This window comes from Paenibacillus shenyangensis (assembly GCF_000346635.1).
In the GTDB taxonomy this organism is placed as follows: Bacteria; Bacillota; Bacilli; order Paenibacillales; family Paenibacillaceae; genus Saccharibacillus; species Saccharibacillus dauci.
Genome location: NZ_AOIG01000008.1, coordinates 205,705 through 224,298, shown reverse-complemented (window position 1 = coordinate 224,298; position 18,594 = coordinate 205,705). Strand labels below are relative to the sequence as shown.

The 18,594-nt window shown below is 45.5% G+C and carries 22 protein-coding genes and 1 riboswitch; of the genes, 20 read left to right on the top strand and 2 right to left on the bottom strand.

The genetic code is table 11. The features are described from left to right. Positions 1 to 99 precede the first annotated feature (99 nt). Together spo0A and H065_RS0107695 are read left to right on the top strand one after the other, a co-directional pair. Positions 100 to 921, top strand: coding sequence for a sporulation transcription factor Spo0A (gene spo0A / locus H065_RS0107700; protein ID WP_017812457.1), 822 nt, complete (start codon positions 100 to 102; stop codon positions 919 to 921). A gap of 275 nt (positions 922 to 1,196) precedes the next feature. After that, positions 1,197 to 1,580: a hypothetical protein gene (locus H065_RS0107695; protein ID WP_017812456.1), complete on the top strand. Its 384-nt coding sequence runs from the start codon at positions 1,197 to 1,199 to the stop codon at positions 1,578 to 1,580. A gap of 133 nt (positions 1,581 to 1,713) precedes the next feature. Here H065_RS0107695 and lexA read toward each other — a convergent pair whose 3' ends face one another. Beyond that, positions 1,714 to 2,340, bottom strand: coding sequence for a transcriptional repressor LexA (gene lexA / locus H065_RS0107690; protein ID WP_017812455.1), 627 nt, complete (start codon positions 2,338 to 2,340; stop codon positions 1,714 to 1,716). Between the two features lie 276 nt (positions 2,341 to 2,616). Between lexA and H065_RS27610 the strand changes: the two genes are divergently transcribed. From H065_RS27610 to H065_RS0107670, 4 genes are all read left to right on the top strand, one after another. Further along, positions 2,617 to 3,201, top strand: coding sequence for a LysM peptidoglycan-binding domain-containing protein (locus H065_RS27610; RefSeq protein ID WP_017812454.1), 585 nt, complete (start codon positions 2,617 to 2,619; stop codon positions 3,199 to 3,201). A 119-nt stretch (positions 3,202 to 3,320) separates the two neighbouring features. Beyond that, entirely contained in the window at positions 3,321 to 3,521 is a 201-nt protein-coding gene (locus tag H065_RS0107680) for a DUF896 domain-containing protein (RefSeq protein ID WP_017812453.1), read from the top strand. Between the two features lie 252 nt (positions 3,522 to 3,773). Then, positions 3,774 to 4,298 carry a hypothetical protein gene (locus H065_RS0107675; RefSeq protein WP_017812452.1) on the top strand — a complete coding sequence of 175 codons (525 nt, stop codon included), beginning with the start codon at positions 3,774 to 3,776 and terminating at the stop codon, positions 4,296 to 4,298. Between the two features lie 20 nt (positions 4,299 to 4,318). Further along, the gene (locus H065_RS0107670) at positions 4,319 to 5,116 is read left to right on the top strand and encodes an HAD family hydrolase (RefSeq protein ID WP_017812451.1); all 798 of its coding nucleotides are present in this window, start codon (positions 4,319 to 4,321) and stop codon (positions 5,114 to 5,116) included. A 141-nt stretch (positions 5,117 to 5,257) separates the two neighbouring features. Here H065_RS0107670 and mtnD read toward each other — a convergent pair whose 3' ends face one another. Further along, positions 5,258 to 5,797 (bottom strand): acireductone dioxygenase, encoded by a 540-nt coding sequence (gene mtnD / locus H065_RS0107665; protein WP_017812450.1) that lies wholly within the window; start codon positions 5,795 to 5,797, stop codon positions 5,258 to 5,260. A 504-nt stretch (positions 5,798 to 6,301) separates the two neighbouring features. On the opposite strand from mtnD, the gene rnz reads away from it, so the two are divergent. The 14 genes from rnz to H065_RS0107590 all read left to right on the top strand — a co-directional run bounded on the left by rnz (position 6,302) and on the right by H065_RS0107590 (position 18,500). Further along, positions 6,302 to 7,222 carry a ribonuclease Z gene (gene rnz / locus H065_RS0107660; RefSeq protein WP_017812449.1) on the top strand — a complete coding sequence of 307 codons (921 nt, stop codon included), beginning with the start codon at positions 6,302 to 6,304 and terminating at the stop codon, positions 7,220 to 7,222. A 107-nt stretch (positions 7,223 to 7,329) separates the two neighbouring features. Next, positions 7,330 to 8,115: a 5' nucleotidase NucF gene (gene nucF / locus H065_RS0107655; protein ID WP_017812448.1), complete on the top strand. Its 786-nt coding sequence runs from the start codon at positions 7,330 to 7,332 to the stop codon at positions 8,113 to 8,115. A gap of 72 nt (positions 8,116 to 8,187) precedes the next feature. Beyond that, entirely contained in the window at positions 8,188 to 9,012 is an 825-nt protein-coding gene (locus H065_RS0107650; protein WP_017812447.1) for an Fpg/Nei family DNA glycosylase, read from the top strand. Between the two features lie 19 nt (positions 9,013 to 9,031). Beyond that, on the top strand, positions 9,032 to 9,379 hold the full coding sequence (locus H065_RS0107645) for a cyclic-phosphate processing receiver domain-containing protein (RefSeq protein ID WP_017812446.1): 348 nt from the start codon (positions 9,032 to 9,034) through the stop codon (positions 9,377 to 9,379). Between the two features lie 17 nt (positions 9,380 to 9,396). Next, positions 9,397 to 9,720, top strand: a complete 324-nt coding sequence (locus H065_RS0107640; protein ID WP_017812445.1) for a thioredoxin family protein — start codon at positions 9,397 to 9,399, stop codon at positions 9,718 to 9,720. A gap of 25 nt (positions 9,721 to 9,745) precedes the next feature. Continuing rightward, on the top strand, positions 9,746 to 10,816 hold the full coding sequence (locus H065_RS0107635) for an SAM-dependent methyltransferase (RefSeq protein ID WP_017812444.1): 1,071 nt from the start codon (positions 9,746 to 9,748) through the stop codon (positions 10,814 to 10,816). Positions 10,817 to 10,855: 39 nt separating this feature from the next. Beyond that, on the top strand, positions 10,856 to 11,326 hold the full coding sequence (locus H065_RS0107630; protein ID WP_017812443.1) for a DinB family protein: 471 nt from the start codon (positions 10,856 to 10,858) through the stop codon (positions 11,324 to 11,326). 194 nt (positions 11,327 to 11,520) lie between these two features. Further along, the gene (locus H065_RS0107625; RefSeq protein WP_017812442.1) at positions 11,521 to 13,017 is read left to right on the top strand and encodes a serine/threonine protein kinase; all 1,497 of its coding nucleotides are present in this window, start codon (positions 11,521 to 11,523) and stop codon (positions 13,015 to 13,017) included. Between the two features lie 22 nt (positions 13,018 to 13,039). After that, positions 13,040 to 13,876: a hypothetical protein gene (locus H065_RS0107620; RefSeq protein WP_017812441.1), complete on the top strand. Its 837-nt coding sequence runs from the start codon at positions 13,040 to 13,042 to the stop codon at positions 13,874 to 13,876. A 55-nt stretch (positions 13,877 to 13,931) separates the two neighbouring features. After that, a riboswitch (TPP riboswitch) is annotated at positions 13,932 to 14,038 on the top strand. 384 nt (positions 14,039 to 14,422) lie between these two features. Next, positions 14,423 to 15,190 carry a thiamine phosphate synthase gene (locus H065_RS26910; RefSeq protein WP_017812439.1) on the top strand — a complete coding sequence of 256 codons (768 nt, stop codon included), beginning with the start codon at positions 14,423 to 14,425 and terminating at the stop codon, positions 15,188 to 15,190. Then, positions 15,187 to 16,392 (top strand): glycine oxidase ThiO, encoded by a 1,206-nt coding sequence (gene thiO / locus H065_RS0107605; protein ID WP_017812438.1) that lies wholly within the window; start codon positions 15,187 to 15,189, stop codon positions 16,390 to 16,392. Before H065_RS26910 ends, thiO begins: the two co-directional genes overlap by 4 nt. Then, positions 16,383 to 16,586: a sulfur carrier protein ThiS gene (gene thiS / locus H065_RS0107600; RefSeq protein ID WP_017812437.1), complete on the top strand. Its 204-nt coding sequence runs from the start codon at positions 16,383 to 16,385 to the stop codon at positions 16,584 to 16,586. The genes thiO and thiS overlap by 10 nt, the downstream gene beginning before the upstream one ends. Before the next feature lies 1 nt (position 16,587). Then, on the top strand, positions 16,588 to 17,355 hold the full coding sequence (locus tag H065_RS0107595) for a thiazole synthase (RefSeq protein ID WP_017812436.1): 768 nt from the start codon (positions 16,588 to 16,590) through the stop codon (positions 17,353 to 17,355). Next, positions 17,352 to 18,500, top strand: a complete 1,149-nt coding sequence (locus H065_RS0107590; RefSeq protein WP_017812435.1) for a MoeB/ThiF family adenylyltransferase — start codon at positions 17,352 to 17,354, stop codon at positions 18,498 to 18,500. Before H065_RS0107595 ends, H065_RS0107590 begins: the two co-directional genes overlap by 4 nt. The last annotated feature ends 94 nt before the right edge of the window (positions 18,501 to 18,594 follow it).

The window sequence follows — 18,594 nt, the reverse complement described above, 5'->3', positions numbered from 1 at the left end:
AGGGTAAAATTATATAATGGTGTTAATACCTTAAATACCAATTTATTACATATATCAATTCCTATATATTCTTTACTATACAAAAGGAGGGTATTAGATATGATCAATGTACTGGTTGCAGATGATAACAGGGAATTTACGCAAATGCTGTCAGACTATATTTCGAATCAGGAGGATATGCTTCTTGCAGGAATGACTTACAACGGGGAGCAGACCTTGCAATTGATTGAAGATCTAACGGAACCACCGGATGTTGTGTTACTGGATATCATTATGCCACATCTGGATGGATTAGGTGTATTGGAGAGGCTTCCGGATATGCATATCATCCCCAAGCCCAAAGTGATTATGCTTACCGCATTTGGACAGGAGCAGATAACTCAGAGGGCATTGGAGCTGGGAGCCTCTTATTTTATGCTTAAACCTTTTGATCTTCAGGTATTAGGGAGCCGGATTAGACAGCTGGCAGATGTACCGGCAAGTGAGAGAGCAATGCGGCCACCATCAGCTGTATCGGTGTCTCGTCCTACAACTACACCGGCAGTGACTAATGTCAGCAAAGAACAGCGTTTGGAGGCATCTATTACCAGAATATTGAATGAAATCGGTGTACCTCCGCATATTAAAGGTTACCAGTATGTCAGGGAAGCTATTGCAGAAGTATATCACAATATTGATATACTCGGATCAGTAACCAAAGTGTTGTACCCTCAAATAGCAGAGAAATTCAACTCCAATCCAGCCCGGGTAGAACGAGCAATCCGCCATGCCATTGAAGTGACCTGGAACCGGGGAGATATGAGCCATATGAGTCATCTTTTCAATTACGAAATTAATGTAAGTAAAACAAAGCCAACCAATAGCTCTTTTATCGCGGCCATTGCGGATAAGCTGAGAATAGATCATAATATTTTTCCTTAGAGGGACAGTGAGTAATTCAATAATCACTATTATTCACACTGCTCTCTATCTAAATCAAGAGAGGTTAGTATAAGTGCATCTAGTATTATATTTTGATGCTGATCCATTTGTATTCAAATAATTGCATAAACATATTTCTGAGATGAAATAAAACATTACGATTTGAGATGACCGGCCCTATTTTGAACGATATAGATAACTCTGCGGTCAGTGCGGGTAATAAATGACTGACCACTTACTGCAGCATCAGTCGGACAAACAAAGGAGGCATTTCAATGGACAAGGAAGTCAGGAAGCGTCTGGTTACTATTTGTGAGATGCATATCAGCAATCTGGAGGAACAACTGCGCAAGCTGTACACGATCGAGAATCCGCTTCGTGGAAGCGATGTAGCTGGCGGAGAAATTATTGATGTAAGAGTAGAATTGGAGATTTGCAGACGATTGGAAGAAATCTACCAACGCATTGATATTGATGGAGCTAACGAAGGCGAGACCTATGATATGTACCATTCCTATTCTTTCCATACTACGAAGGCCAAAGAAGTATTTGAAGCAAGAAAATTAAAGCTGGAATTACAGCATACTGCTGAGATTAAAAATATTAATTTGTTATTGGAAGGGTTCATTTTGGAATTGAACAGACTGCACAAGATGTAACAGAATAAATGGCAACAAAAAAAGACTCCTGAGAGGAGTCTTTTTTGTGTTATAGGCAAGTTCATCAGAAAGATGAACTTGCAACAAGATTAATCATACCGCACAAAGTCGCATAATTTGCCTATCCCAACGCTTAGTGCAGGTTGCGGAACAGACCTACTACTTTACCGAGGATCGTTACACGAGTCAGACGAAGAGGCTCGTACATCGGGTTCTCCGGCTGCAGACGAATATGATCTTTTTCTTTGTAGAACGTTTTGACAGTGGCTTCGTCTTCCTCTGTCATGGCAACTACGATATCGCCGTTATCAGCAGTCTGCTGTTGACGAACAATAACAAAGTCACCATTATGAATACCGGCGTCAATCATACTGTCTCCGACAACGGAAAGCATAAAGATCTGATTGTCACCTGTAAATTGTTGCGGAAGAGGGAAATAATCCTCGATATGTTCAGTAGCAGTGATCGGTACGCCGGCGGTAACTTTGCCGATAATCGGTACACGAGACACAGTCTGCGCGAACAACAGATTATTTTCGGTTTCTTCCTGACCCAGCAACTCGATAGCACGAGGTTTAGTAGGGTCGCGGCGGATCAATCCTTTTTTCTCCAGACGATCCAGATGACCATGTACAGTAGAGCTGGAAGCCAAACCTACAGCTTCACCAATCTCACGGACGGACGGCGGGTAACCTTTGAGTTTAACTTCATTCCGGATGAATTCCAGAATTGCCTGTTGGCGACTTGAAATCTTGGACATGCCGTATCAACCCCAATACTAGTAACGTTTGGAAAAAGTATAACATAGAACTTCCGTTCGTACAAACATAAGTTCTAAAAGCCAGCAACTATTTCCCAAGTGAAGCAAAGCAGTTAATCCAGCCATTCAATAGTACCGGTATCTACTGCTGTATCCAGCATACACTTCCTTTTAAAAAAAGCGAACGAAAGTTCGTAAAAAGATGTTGATCAAAACATATGTTCGTGTTATATTATTGACGTAGAAACAAGAACAAACGTTTGGGGTGTGGTATTCATGTTAAAATACAGTACATACAAAAGTATACACAATCAGCCGGAGCAGCAGGATCAGTCCGCCGCTTCCATCAAAAACGATACTCAACATACACCTGCTGCATCAGAGACTCGCAAAACAGCGCGAATCGCATCTTCATCCATTCCATCTGCACGAATAGAAAAAGGGCTTACCGTTGATGCCTGGACCTATGCTTCGGAGCCAATCGAAGATACCCGTCAACAACGTAAATCGGCTTCACAGCCCAAAAGCGCTAAAAAATCCCTTCGTCAAAAAACACTTAATCTGATCGAAATGACTGTACAGAAATCAAAATGGAAATCCAGTGGACGTCTACTGATTTGTGTACTGTTTGCTTCTATTGTTTTATATGGGGGTTTTCAGCATCTGGTGATTGCTGATGAGGTGCCTGACAATGAACAGCATGTTATTGTCAAAAGTGGCGACAGCCTATGGGCAATTGCTTCCCGATATAAATCGGATGAAACGGATATTCGTGATTACGTGGATGAAATCCGTAACCATAACCAACTGGCCTCTTCCCAAATTCAGAGCGGCGATGTACTGGTCATCCCGTATGATTAACTAGTATATTTATAGGATATTTCTATATTGATATATAAAAGGCTTGTCAGGCTCTAATAGCCTTGACAAGCCTTTTTTTCCATGTCAAAGTTAATAAAGATAAAAATGGGAGGTTAGTCATGGACATCGATGTACTGATTGCACGTATTAATGAATTGGCACGCAAAAAAAAGGACACCGGTCTGACCGCAGAAGAAACCATCGAGCGGGATGAACTTCGTGCCGTCTATCTTGGTAATATCCGCCGCAACTTCCGTCAGCAGCTGGACACTATTGAATGGGTTGAAGATGCTGAAGACGGTACGCAGGGCAAACGCTGATCTGCAGCATATTGTCCAGGATAGTTCACACAAATAAGATGGTATTGTTAGATCTTCATTTATAATAAGATGCAACAACCATACAGGGATGTCATAGCTGATCATGGCTGGACATCCCCTTTCATTTCAATAATTTCCAAAATGTAAGCGTGTTGAGATTGTTAAATCGTATATCAGGGAGCGATCGATTGCGGTTCAATCAATCTGAATATAGAACAAACATCTTTTATATTTTATTTAGGGGGAAATCGCATGTCCCGTTCCTGGGAGAGGCAAGTCAAACGCAACACCAAGCAGGTCAATGCCCGCCGTAAAAAATCTGGTCAGAGCGAAGTGGGTAGCAAGAGTACCAAAGCTTCCGAGTATACTACTTACAAAGGCCGAAACTTCGTATTCCCGGCTACCCTGGTACTGTTAGGGCTGGCTTATGGAGCAATGGGGCTGATGTATCCTGCTTCTATGGGCAGCACCGTACTATTTATTGTAACGGTAGTGATGTATCTGCTGCTGGGAGTTATCTTGTATCTGCGCAGACCGTATCTAAAAGTTGGCAGAGATGCCGTAATTACGACCAAGTTCAATCGTGAGCGTCTGGTGACGGCAGCACAGATCAAAAAGATCCGTCTGCAAAAAAACTACGTGGTAATCGAGCATAGCGGTAAAGGTGGCGCATGGGTATTCGCGCGTACACTGAATCGCTATGATACCGATGCAATGGCTGTTCAACTGAGAACTTTTGCAGCAGCTAACCAGGTTACTCTTGAAGATAAATTGTAATACAGACTAAGGGGGATTTGATGTTGAGTATTAAAGCGGTTTTATTCGACCTGGACGACACCTTATTATGGGATGAACGCAGTATACAGGAAGCTTTTGAACAGACCTGTCTAACGGCACAGCAAGCGGTAGGCGTAGATGCCTCCGCTCTGGAACAAGCTGTACGCCGGGAGGCCAGAGCACTGTATGAATCGTATGAGACTTTTGCTTTTACTCAACAGATCGGGATCAATCCATTTGAAGGATTGTGGGCGCAGTTTTCGGCAGGCGAGCAGCCTGAATTCCGTCAGTTGCAGCAGCTTGCACCAATATACCGCCGTGATGCATGGCGACATGGATTAAGTGCGCTGAATATCCAGAATGAGCAGCTGGCTGACCAGCTTGCCGAGCAGTTTGTACAGGAACGTCGCAGTCGTCCTCATATATATGAAGAGACGCTGCAGATTCTGGGCGAACTGCAAGGAAAGGTCAAACTGCTGCTGCTTACCAATGGATGTCCTGCTTTGCAGCAGGAAAAGTTGGATGGTGTACCCGAGCTGACTCCATTTTTTGACCATATTGTGGTGTCTGGTGCATTTGGTAAAGGAAAGCCTGATCCGGCTATTTTCCATCATGCACTGGAACTTCTGGATGTACAGCCCCAACATGCATTAATGGTAGGAGACAAGCTGACTACAGATATCAAAGGAGCTCTTGCAGCCGGGATCAAAGCTGTCTGGGTGAACCGCAATCACAAGGTGAATGATAGCGAGATTCATCCCGATTACGAGATTGAGCGTCTGACTGACCTTCACGGGATCACTGCTCAACTGGTCTGATCTTTCACTGATCTACTGTATAACAACAAAACAACCCCCTGCGGCTTAAGTGCACAGGGGGTTATTTTGGTGAATATTTTTCTATGGTATCTGTAATCTCTGCTTTTGGTAAATGATATTAAAGCTAGCGATGATAACCAATTAGGCTTTTTGGAAGGATGAATCTGCGAATGGGTGTGCTACCCAGCCGTCGGTTTCTACAAACAAGCGAACAGCAACGATTTTGCGATTATCCACCAGTGTGAAGAAGTGAGGTGTATTCTCGGGCACAGAGATTACATCACCTGGCTCCAACTCTACATCAAAGTAACCATATTCCGGACTTTTAATGATGAAAATACCATTGCCGGATACAATCGCACGAATCTCGTCTTCGGTATGGGTATGAATCTCCTCGAATTTGGCGAGCTTGGCTTCGAGATCCGGTGTTGCTTCGGACAAAGTGATGACATCCCAGGTACGGTAACCACGACGTGCTGAGAGATCTTTGATTTCGGCATCAAATGTAGTCAGAACCGCCTGCTTCTGTTCATCAGTCAGCGTGAAATTCTCACTCAGTTCTGGAGCCATCTTGGACACATCCCATTTTTCGTATACAACTTCATGTTTGTTCAGAAACTCCAGGACGTTGTCATCTCCAGCAATTCGTTCATTGGTATTTCTAATTCTGATTTCAGCCATCGGATTACCCTTCTTTCATCATTTTTATGATGTATTATAAAAGAAAATGCTTTCTTTGTCGACACTTTCATTCAGAATTCATGAGGATCAGACTTCAAAGTATATTTAATGATCATAAAGCAAGATACAGTCATGTTCAACCGAGCAGCATGATAACTTGATTTTATATTTTTAAATAAGGGTATTAGAATAAATCAGGCATTTGTGCCGAATAATTTGTATAGGCTATGAACAGTGTAGGATTTAGTGACTTTTGGAAGTGCCCATATCGTGGTATTATAATAGAGTTGAGCTTGAATGATGTAAGATCCGTGATCGGTACCGGAATGGTTTTCGGGCCGTGACGGTAGAGATAACAAGCACAATCCTCCGAAGTTATCGGAGGATTTTTATTAAACTGCGGTAAGCCTGGATTGTGGGCCTCATTATGACGCTAATCGGCTTGCTGTGCAACAATACGCCAACATCATGAAACGCTATATATAGAGAGAAGGTTGTTTTGGTATGGAATTATATTTTCTGGGAACCAATGCAGGAGTACCCACCCTGCAGCGTAATGTGACTTCAATTGGATTGCGGCTCTATGAAGAGCGCAAAGCGCTTTGGATGTTTGATTGTGGAGAAGGAACACAGCATCAGATTCTTCGCTCTCAGCTCAAACTGAGCAAACTCGAGAAAATCTTTATTACTCATCTGCATGGTGATCATTTATTCGGATTGCCTGGGCTGCTGTCCAGTCGCTCCAATCAGGGCGGAATTACTCCACTGATCGTCTATGGACCTCCGGGAATTAAGCAATTTGTTGATATGACACTTGGATTGAGTCAATCGCGTATGGAGTATGAACTGATTGTTGAAGAGCATACAGGTGGAGTTGTTTTTGAAGATGAGACATTCCGTGTAGAATCGGCTCTGCTGGAGCATCGGATCGATAGCTACGGCTACCGGATCATTGAAAAAGATCGTCCCGGACAGCTCAATCAGGAACTGCTCAAGCAGTACGGTATTAAGCCGGGACCCATTTACGGAAAATTAAAAAATGGTGGTAGTGTACAGCTGGAAAACGGAGATACTCTGCATTCTCACCAGGTAGTGGGACAGCCCAAAAAGGGTAAAATCGTCACAATCCTCGGGGATACCCGTCCTTGTCCCAATGTAGAAAAGCTGGCGCAAGACGCCAATCTACTCGTACATGAAGCAACATTCAGTGACGATCTCAAAGAAACGGCACGCAAATATTATCACAGCACGGCTGTGCAGGCTGCCGAAGCCGCCAAAGCAGCAGATGTGGGCGAACTCATTATGACTCATTTTAGCTCACGCTACAAAGACGAAGACCAGCTTCATCCGTTGTTGGAAGAAGCGAAAGCCATATTTGCCAACACAGTGCTCGCAGAAGAACACAAACTATTTCCAGTGCATTAATCTGTTGATCTACCACCCAAGTTGCGGCAAGGTAAGCAAATCGTTTGCCTTATGCCGCAACTTTTTTTACAATGGGGATTGTGAGTAATAGAGAGGATGGCTTGAAGATGAGCAATCGCAAAGGATTACTGATTGATCTGGATGGTACACTTTATCATGGTGATCGGGTGATTCCCGGTGCAGCGGAGTGGATAAGCAGTCTGGATGAGGCAAACGTTCCTTATTTATATGTAACAAACAATTCTTCCCGTACAGCGGAGGGAGTGGCCGGGCATCTGCGTCATCTTGGCATTGAAGCTTCTGCTGATCGTGTATGCACTTCAGCGCTTGCGGCAGCAGCCTATATCGCTGCAGAGTCACCGGCAGCATCCGTATATGTAATCGGTGAGCCAGGGCTGCATGAAGCTGTATCTGAAGCAGGGTTGCATATTACCGGGGAAAAGCCGGATTATGTACTTCAGGGAATAGACCGTTCTTTTACATATGAGAAGTTAACCAGCGCTTTACGGCTGATTGGACAGGGAGCACGTTTTGTATTGACGAATCCTGATCTTCAGCTGCCTTCTCATGATGGATTGCTGCCTGGAGCAGGTACACTGGGCGCAGCAATTTCTGCAGCATCCGGTGTAGAGCCTGTTGTTATCGGCAAACCTTCTTCCATATTGATGAAATATGCGATGGAACGTCTTGGACTGCCTGCTGCGGATACGATTGTAGTAGGAGACAATATGATGACAGATATTGCAGCAGGAGCTGCCGCAGGCTGTTATACTGTGCTGGTGACAACCGGTGTGACAACGATGGATAATCTTGCGAGTCATCAGACACGCACAGGCGTGAAGCCGGATCGGGTTTGTCATACACTGGCAGAGATTCAACCGGATAAGCTATAGGGATTATATAGACTCATTATCTGTATAGTCATGAAATATAGGAATGATACTTGGAGAGAGAGGGATACACCTATGCCTGAATTGCCAGAACTTGAAAATTATAAAATCCAACTGACAGGTTATATTCTGAATGTCGCTATTGAAAAAATGGTCGTTCATCGTCCAAAAGCTACAAATATAGAGGCAGATCATGTCAACCTGATGTTGGCGGGTAACCGGATTGCCTTTATAGAACGTCGTGGTAAATATCTGAACCTTCATCTTCACAGTGGCCATCGCCTGCTGATCAGCATTGTGCTTGGAAGCTCGCTCTACTATGGTATTCGCGAGCAGAATGCAGATCGCAAGTCGGATGTGGAGCTCCAATTTGAGGACGGAACTTCGCTGTATTATACAGCTGGGCGTCAAGGACTGATGTATTTCTGCTCCGCCAAGGAGACACAGGCGTATTTTGAAGACCTGGGACCGGAAGCAACCGATCGCAAGCTGACCAGAGAACAGTTTATTGCTCTGTTCAAAAGTCGCAGAGGTGCCCTAAAGACCGCTTTGATCAATCAATCTTTGATCGCTGGTATTGGAAGCTACTATGCAGATGAGATTGCTTTTACGGCAGGTCTGCTGCCTTCTGCCAAAGTGCAGGATCTGGACGACGAAGCATTGTCCAAGCTATATGATGCTATACACACCGTATTGGAAGAAGCGATTGAGACGGGTGGACATATGGAAGGACAGCCGCTGACAGCCAATGATGCGCTGACTGGCGGATTCCATGCGCTGCGCCGTGTCTATGAACGCGAAGGTGAACCTTCTGTTCGATCTGCCACAGACAAAGTGGTCAAAACCGAAGTGGCAGGCAAAAAAACCTACTATTGTCCGGCATCCCAATTCGAACAGTAATAATGGGAGGAATAGGCTGATGATCAATCTGTATATGGATGATTACCGCCCATGTCCCAGCGGATTTGCGCTGGCAAGAGACGGAGAGGAATGCCTGATGATGCTTCGTGATTGCGAAGTGAACATCCTGTCGCTCGACCATGAACTTGGCTTTGGTCAGATGGATGGAACAGATGTAGTGAAAGCCATGATTCATGAAGGATTGTATGCGAGAGAGATCTATCTTCACACATCCAGCATGCATGGCAAAAAAAGAATGTACGAGCTGCTTTATCAGGCGAAGCCAGAGCATGTGACTATTCATAATGGACCGATGCCGGCAGAACTGCTCGAACAGGTTGCCCGCGACGCCGGACGCAGCGAATAATACAGGGAGTGATCGGTATGATTCAGGAATTAACGGAGCAGCAGGCATTGGAACTCGCCTCGCAATCGGGAGAGGCTGCTGCCATCTATATATACACTCCGTTATGCGGTACCTGCAGGATGGGCCGGCGTATGCTGGAAACTTCCCTGCCGCTGCTGCCGGATCATATGACCTATGCACTGAATATCAATTTTGCTCCCCGGTTTGTGCAGGCTTATGAAATTACAAGTGTGCCCTGTCTGATTGTTTTTGAAGCATGGCGTGTAAAAAGCCCGCGTATGCTTTATAGGATGGAATCAGTGCAGCGTATACTTGAACATATACGGAGTGTTATTGTATAAACTATTGGAGGCTATAAGAATATTCATGAATGAAGAGAACATTATACAGCAGGAGCAGGACACACAGGCGGAATCACGCTGGATCGGTACGGCCAATCACGGATTTGCCGCCTACGCGCAGGAGGAACTGAAACGTCTTTTTGGCTCAGTCAAAAGTTCGGTTCTGATACACGGTGAAGTGCTTTTGCTGACACTTCCTGCAACACCAGAAGACGTTGTCGCCCGTCTGACAGCAGAACCACCCATGTTCCTGCGTCATATTCAGCCGGTACGTTACGATCTGGTACTGGAGCAGCTGGAGCCCGAACAACATCCGCTGGATGCACTGACAGAGCTGCTGCTCAAGCGGGAAGAATTATACGGAATATCCCTGTCGGTACAAGTGCGCAAGACAGGCGATGCCGCAGTAGAAGAGAATATGTCCGAACTGCGTCATATGCTGGAAGAGCGATTGTCCTCATGGCATTCCGAGTATACTGTACAGAATCCGGATCTCATTTTGTCCGTTTTCTGGACAGCAGATCGTCTGTATGCAGGTATCTCGCTTCCACAGGATAATCTGTCTGACTGGAACGGCGGCGCTGTGCGTTTTCAGCGGGAAGAAGGTCAAATTTCCCGTGCCAAGTTCAAATTACTGGAAGCAGAAAAAGTATTCGGTATTGATTTTACCAGCTTCCGATCTGGGCTGGATGTAGGTGCAGCTCCGGGAGGCTGGACTTCGTTCTTGTTGGAAAGAGGGATCAAGGTAACAGCAGTAGATCCTGCCAAAATGCATCCTTCCCTGCAAAACCATCCGAATCTTAAAGTCGTTCGGCGCAATGCATCAGAAGTGAAGCTAAGCGCAGGTGAATTCGATCTGCTCGTCTGTGACATGAGTTGGAGTCCCAAACTGACTGCACGGCTTGTGATTGATCTGCTGGACGCTGTAGTTCCCGGTGGTACGGTTATTGTTACCGTGAAGCTGATGCACAAAAAACCGCTGGCACTGATCAAGGAAGTAATTCATACGTTTGAAGAAGCACGTTTACAGGTTCAACGTGCCAAGCAGCTGTTCCACAATCGTGATGAAATTACACTGTATATGGTGAAGTACTAATCTGTAATAGTTTGTATATCTTTGAGAGGGATGTGCGTTATGCAAAATGCAATCTATCGTTATTTACCGGATATGGAACGTTTTATAGAACAGGTACGCTGCTATTCCGAGGCTGAATTGCAATTTAAGCCTGCTCCGGAATCATGGAGCATTCATGAGATCGTTGTTCATCTATATGATGTGGAGATTGTACTGCAGCACCGTCTCAAAGCTATTCTGGCTGAAGATAATCCGGTAATTGTAGCTTTTGATCAGGATCGCTGGGCGCAGCGGCTTGGTTATGCTTCACTGGATCTGGAACATCATCTGCAGGCACTACTGGCGATGCGCAAAGCTTTTGCTCCTGTCCTTGAGACCATTACGGAAGAAGATCAGAAACGTACAGGTCAGCATAATGTAGATGGAGAGATTACGGCTCGCGAGCTTTTAGAAAAGCTCTGTGTCACTCATCTGGAAGGCCATGTGAATCAGATTCAGCGTACTCGTGAAGCTTTTGCAGCACAGAAATAATCTTGTTACACTCGAGAAGAGTCTGAAGACTCCGGTAATCCTTTACAAAATCAGATACAGTTACTATAATACAGGTATATAAATACACAACGGATAGGGAAAGCATCCCGTCTCTCGAACAGACATTATCAGTCTGTTTGGATAGACGGAGGCTTTCCTTTTTTTGTTGTGTAGAGAAAGGAGAGCTATTCTATATGATTCATCCAACCCGGCTGTATCAGGGAATGGTACTGGCGGAGCGCTATCGTATCGAGGGCAAACTGGGAAGTGGAGGTATGAGCCATGTATATTTGGCGCACGATCTGAGATTGCCCGGCAAAAAATGGGCAGTGAAGGAAAGTGTGGCTCAGCCATCCCAATACAGGGAAGTGGCTGCAGAAGCCAAAATGCTTACTGCGCTCAGCCATCCATTTTTGCCGCGAATTGTTGATTTTATTACAGAGGATCCTGATGGCTATACCTATATGGTTATGGATTATATTGAGGGAGAGACACTGGAACAGAAATTCAAAAGGCAGCCTGCAGAAGTGGATGCGGCATTTATTATGCGTTGTGCCGATCAGCTCTGCAATGTGCTGGAATATTTGCATCAGCATGAACCTCCGATTGTATTTCGTGATATGAAACCATCCAATGTAATGATCACTTCGGGAATGGATATGCGTCTTATCGATTTTGGTATTGCACGGATCTTCAAGCCAGAGGAAAGTCAGGATACCGTAAAGCTGGGTACTATCGGCTTCGCGGCACCCGAGCAGTATGGAAGCGGACAGACCGATCATCGTTCCGATCTCTATGGACTGGGAGCCCTCATCTTGTATTTGGCTACAGGAGGGCATTACAGCGAATGGATGCCTGGTATCGAAAGCTTTATTAGAAATGATATACCCCGTGCTATGATTCCTGTGATTCGTAAGCTGCTGCATCATCAACCTGCAGAAAGATATCAGTCTGCTGCAGATACTCGGCAGGCACTGGGACAGGTCGTAAACGAGTATTTTAACCGAGTGGATAGAAGATCGGGTGCTCTCGTTGGTGGGTGGAATAAGATAACACAGGTTATTGCAGTCATGGGATCTACGTCAGGTACAGGCACTACCCACACTGCGGTGGCGATTGCCCATTATCTGGCGAGAAGTCAGCAAAAGGTTGCACTTGTAGAAATGAATGATCATCCCGGAGCGTTTGCCCGTATACAGCAGGTAGCCGTAAATGGCATGGCAGAGCAGCAGATGCTGCTGGAGGAACGGAAGTTTACGCTGGAAGGAGTAGATTACTGGCGTGAGTCTGCCAGAGCAGAAGTAGTCGGTCTACTGGGTGGAAGCTACAGGTTTATTATTCTCGATCTGGGACGTTATCAGCAGAATGCCAGACTGGAAGAATTTTTGCGTGCAGATATCCCTATTGTAGTTGGATCAGGCGCTGAATGGCGTTATCAGGATGTGCTGAAAATGGCTGCAGATTTGCATAGATATCCCCAGGACAAATGGCATTATTACCTGCCTCTGTCTCCAAGCGATGCAGTAGAGCGGTTGAAGCATGAGCTGCATACAGAACAGGTATACAGTATTCCCTGGCATCCAGATCCATTCGATAACCAGCCGGCAACAGCTGCTATATTAAAAAAACTATTTGGCGAAGAGCTGTCTTCATCGGTCAGGAAACGCAAATTATGGTTCAATCTTCGCTAACAAAAAGAAAAGGAGCAGAAAAATGACTACCGTAATGTTCTGGAGTCCGGATGGAGGACATGGTAGAACCGCCTTTCATGCAGCAGTTACAGCAATTACTGCTTCTGTGCAGTACCGCTTGAGATTGCTGCTTTGCCATAATCAATGTCGTCAGCACGGTATTGAAGCAGGTGTGCTAAGTACCGATATCCTTATGAATTATGCTCAAAAAAAGCCGGTTCCGGGAATAGATCGACTGCGTTATTTATACAAGTCAGGTATTCTAACCCGAAGCAATGTATCTGATTATATGATTCCACTGTTTCGAGATCGACTTGATCTACTGATAGGTACGGATAAGGAAGGGGATATTCAGCCAAATGACCCGTTCTGGAAATTCCTGTTTTGTACCGCGGGACGAGATTATGATCTGATTCTGATGGATGCAGGATCGGGAATAAAGCAAATGCCACTTCTCGCAGAAGCTGATCTGGTTGTTGTTGATCTGGGACAGGATATCATACATTTAAAAGCATTTTATGACGATTATGCTAATACCGAGGTAATGCGTTCCAAGTTATGGATTCCTGTGATCAGTGCATACCAACCGGAATCGTTACTTATCCATTCCAACATTATTCGCCAACTTGGAATCCAGCAAAACGTGTATCGATTGAATTACTACCAGGATTTTCAGGATGCATGGAATACACAAAAACTGATTTCTTTTCTGCGTCATCGCTTGATTCTGGATCTTAGCAATACCGATTCTGCAGAATTGTTGAGGCAGTCTTTTTTCCTCACAGCAGCCATTCTCGAACAGTTGGGTGGAGTTTCCGTCATTTCGGGATCAGTGGTTAAGTTTCCTGTTTCTACATAGGGTTTGCTTTATCAGAATAGTTTTGCTAAGATAAATATGCTTAAATTGAATAGCGACAATGCACTGGGGGAGCCTGTAATGGCTGAGATGGCAGAACTGATTGCCGAACCCTTTGTACCTGATCTGGATTATACCAGCGTAGGGAAGTGGTAGAAGAATAATTTTGGATAATATGGATATATCTATTTTATCTGGCATAGGCTGTATGAAGAAATAGTAGTACAGCAATCAGCATATATTTGTACATATAAGGGATCTATGTATTCCCTGTATATTGCTGGCTGGATGAGCAGCATCTCCTGAATTGTATAATCATGGAGTGCATATCGGGATATAATAAATACACCAGATTATACTTCGGCAAGCAGCGATATAAGATCGCTCTGTTATTGTTTATAACAACCACTTTCCTTCGGGATGGTGGTTTTTTTGCATTTATTTTGCATTATCCAGTATGTGCGTCCGGGCTTACATCGTGGAAAGGCCAACAGGGTGTCTGCTATTCAATGATACAGATAAAGAGTAAAGGTATGCGGGAGGTGCATAATGGAGCTGCATGTAGTGAGTACAGGTAATCAGACGGCGGAGAAAATACTTTCACTCAGTAGACAGATCTATACTCAGGTAACGGCAATTCATATCCGGGAAAAGCAGTGGTCTGATGATCAGGTGTACGAACTAGTGCAAGCCATGCGTAAGGAAGGAATACCTGCTGCTGCTATCCGACTGAATAGCAGAATCGAGCTTGCTGCAGAACTGCAGCTGGGTGGTGCTCATTTGCCTGAACACCAGAATCTTAGTCAATTCCGATCTCAGCCGGAAAAGCAGAATACAAAAACCGCATTAGGAAGCTATAAGATTGATATCGGTGCCGACAGGCAAAGCCCAAAATGTGCTGAAGTTGCCGAAGAACCGGACTTCGCAACAGATTATTGGCAAGGAAATTCTTTTCTGTTGGGTAGATCGGTACACAGTATCGCACAAGCGGTCCAGGCAGAACGGGAAGGAATGGATTATCTTTTTTATGGTCATATCTATGAGACAGCATCCAAACCCGGAGTTGCTGCCCGAGGGTTGGAGCAGCTGAAGCAAATATGTGCGGCCGTAGATATTCCTGTTATTGCGATTGGAGGAATACAACCTCATCATGCAGAGGAACTAATAAGTGCAGGCGCAGCTGGGATAGCTGTAATGTCCGGGATCTTCGCAGCAGAGCATCCGGCACAACAGGTGGCAGCCTACAAAGCGGCATTATCTGCTGCTGAATCTTCTCGTATCAGCAAGAACGGATCAGGGAGGCAGGAGATGTTATGAGAAGCAATGGTCATTACGATGCAATAGTAGTTGGAGCCGGTGTAATTGGGGCGTCTATTGCTTATGAATTATCAGTAAAAGGGATGAAGGTTGCTCTGGTTGAGAAAAATCAGCCAGCCTCTGGTTCTTCAGGAGCGGCAGGAGGTATGCTGGCAGCAGAGTCAGAGCATTTTGTACATGATGATCTGCGCAAATTGGCATTGTATAGCCGTTCACTTTATAACGAACTGACAGAGCAGCTGTATGAGCTGACTGGCATACACTGCGGATTGCGAAGTGAAGGTTTTCTGCTGCCCATGGATAAGAGGGATCTGAAGACAAATTACACGAATGGGTTACTGAGTGCTGCAGATAAGATCGATAAGGTGAATCATGACTATTCATCCGGTGTTTCACTGGAATGGTGGGATAAACAGCGGTTAGCCCTGGAAGAGCCACATATCCATGCAGAACAAGGTATGCTCTACAATCCGGCAGAGCAGCAGCTTATACCTTCCCTGCTGAATGAAGCATTGGTTATGGCTGCTGTACATTTGGGAGCTGCTTTGTATCGACAGAACGAAGTGACGCGTCTATTGCGCGAACATGGTGAGTATGGCAGGGTGACAGGCATAGTGACAGACCAGGGAGTAATGTATGGGGAACGGATTATTCTAAGTTCCGGGATTGGAAGCGGCAGGCTTGTAGAGAATGAAGGGTATAGACTTCCTTTTCTGCCTGTCAAAGGAGAGCTGCTGGAGATTCGCACACCATCATGTTGGCTGAATCATACCATTTATGGAGATCAGATTTATATTATTCCAAAGCAGGGCAATCGGATATGGGTAGGAGCAACCAGTAAGCCTGGTCGGACAGATACGTGGGTAGAAGCAGGCGCTATCCCTGAGCTGCTGTTCAAAGCAAGGCAGTATATTCCGTCTATTATCGAAGGTGAACTGGTACGATGTTGGGCGGGAGTGCGCCCAGGGACACCTGACGAGCTTCCATATCTGGGACAGTTTACTCCGATACCGGGTCTATGGATGGCTTGTGGACATTATCGTAATGGGATTTTGCTATCTGCTGGAACAGGGCGGATTATAGCTGATGCTGTAGTCTCGGGTCAATCTTCTATAATTCCGGCAGGGTTTTCCCCGGATCGGACACTTCAGCAGCTTGGAGTACAGGCACAGACACAAGGAGGAACACCGGTATGGAATTAATGATCAATGGAACCAACCGTGCAGTAGCGCCGGATGTTCAGACAATAGAACAGCTGCTTGAATCACTACAACTCACGGGGAAGCGGGTTATTGTCGAATGGAATGAACGGATTTTGCAAAAAGAAGAGCATGGTACAACAGTAATTGGTGATGGAGATACACTGGAGATTGTACATTTTGTAGGAGGTGGCTGATTTGTTAACAATAGGACAACATTCATTTACATCAAGATTGCTGCTTGGAACAGGAAAATTCAGTGATTTGCAAATACAGACGCAGGCAGTGGAGGCTTCGGGAACAGAGGTACTTACCTTTGCGGTACGAAGACTGAATCTGGATCAGCCGGATGAGCCCAATTTTCTGGAACAGCTGGATTTGGCCAAATATACATTGCTGCCCAACACAGCTGGTGCACGAACAGCAGAGGAAGCAGTACGTATTGCCAGACTCGCCAGAGCATCCGGATTATGTGATATGATAAAGGTCGAAGTGATCGGAGATGACCAGCTGATTTTGCCTGATCCACTGGAAACCGTGAAGGCCTGCGAAATTCTACTGGCAGAAGGTTTTACTGTATTACCTTATATCTCCGACGATTATATGCTGGCCAAGCGGCTGCAGCAAATAGGCGTTCATGCCGTTATGCCGGGCGCCTCTCCTATTGGTTCCGGACGGGGCATACTCAATCCTGCTATGCTGGAATGGATTATCGGTGATGCACGGGTACCTGTTATTGTGGACGCCGGAATCCGTTCTCCTAAAGATGCAGCGTATGCCATGGAACTGGGAGCAGATGCTGTTCTGCTCAATAGTGCGGTATCCGGGGCAGATGATCCGGTCAAGATGGCGCTCGCCATGAAGCTGGCTGTAGAAGCCGGACGACTGGGAAAGGAAGCGGGAATGATTCCGCTGCGCAATTATGCTGTAGCAAGCAGCCCTGCAGAAGGGATGATTACAACTTGAGTCTTGAACATACGCAAGAAGAAACTACCAGCGATACATCTATGAATAACCATAATCCAAATACCGATCATGCAGAACATTTACAGCAGACAACGGTAACTGCCGGGACGCAGCCGGATCCCCATCGTCGCTATTCCAGACAGGAGCTATTCGCGCCACTTGGTAAAACAGGTCAGAATCAGCTATCCCAGTCTGTGGTTCTGATTATAGGCGCCGGAGCACTCGGTTCCAGTTCAGCGGAGACGCTGGTACGAGCCGGTGTAGGCAAAGTGATTATTGCAGATCGGGATTACGTAGAATGGAGCAACTTGCAGCGGCAGCAGCTGTTTACAGAAGAAGACGCAGAGAAGCGTACACCAAAAGCCATTGCTGCGCGTGATCGGCTAAGGCAAATTAATTCCTCGGTACAAATTGAAGCGCATATCGCGGATGTAACTTCAGATGAACTGGGAGAACTTGCCAAAGGCGTAGATTTGATCATGGATGCGACCGATAATTTTGAGACCCGCCTCCTGATCAATGATATGTCGCAAAAGTACAGTATTCCCTGGATCTACGGCGGCTGCGTAGGAAGTTATGGAATTACCTTTACGATCCTGCCGGGTGTTACACCTTGTCTGCAATGTCTGATGGAATCTGCACCGCTCGGAGGAGATACCTGTGATACATCGGGAATTATTCCACCTGCTGTACAGATGGTTGTAGCACACCAGACGACTGAAGCGATCAAGCTGCTTAGTGGGAATCAGGAACAATTGCGGGGCACACTGCTGTCGTTTGATCTCTGGAAAAATGAACAGGTCTCTATCAAAATGAATGCTGCCCGTAAGCCAAACTGTCCATCCTGCGGATCTCATCCGACCTATCCACACCTAAGCCATGAGGGACAAAGTAAATCCGAAGTGTTATGTGGCAGAGATACCGTACAGATTCGACCCGCACAACGTCAAAAGCTGGATTTGCAGCAGACTGCCCAGCGTCTGCAAAAGCTGGATCAGCATGAAGTCAGTGTCAATCCATTTTTACTTTCAATGACAATGGATCAGGGACGACGAATGGTCGTGTTTCAAGATGGCAGGGTCATGGTACATGGCACCAAAGATATTGCCGAAGCTCGTAGTCTGTATCACAGGTATTTTGGATAATCTATTGAAGTTAACCCTAAATAAAAGCAATCCCCATGCTATCCAGTCTATTGGCATGGGGATTGCTTTTTTGATTTTGGAAAATATATAGATG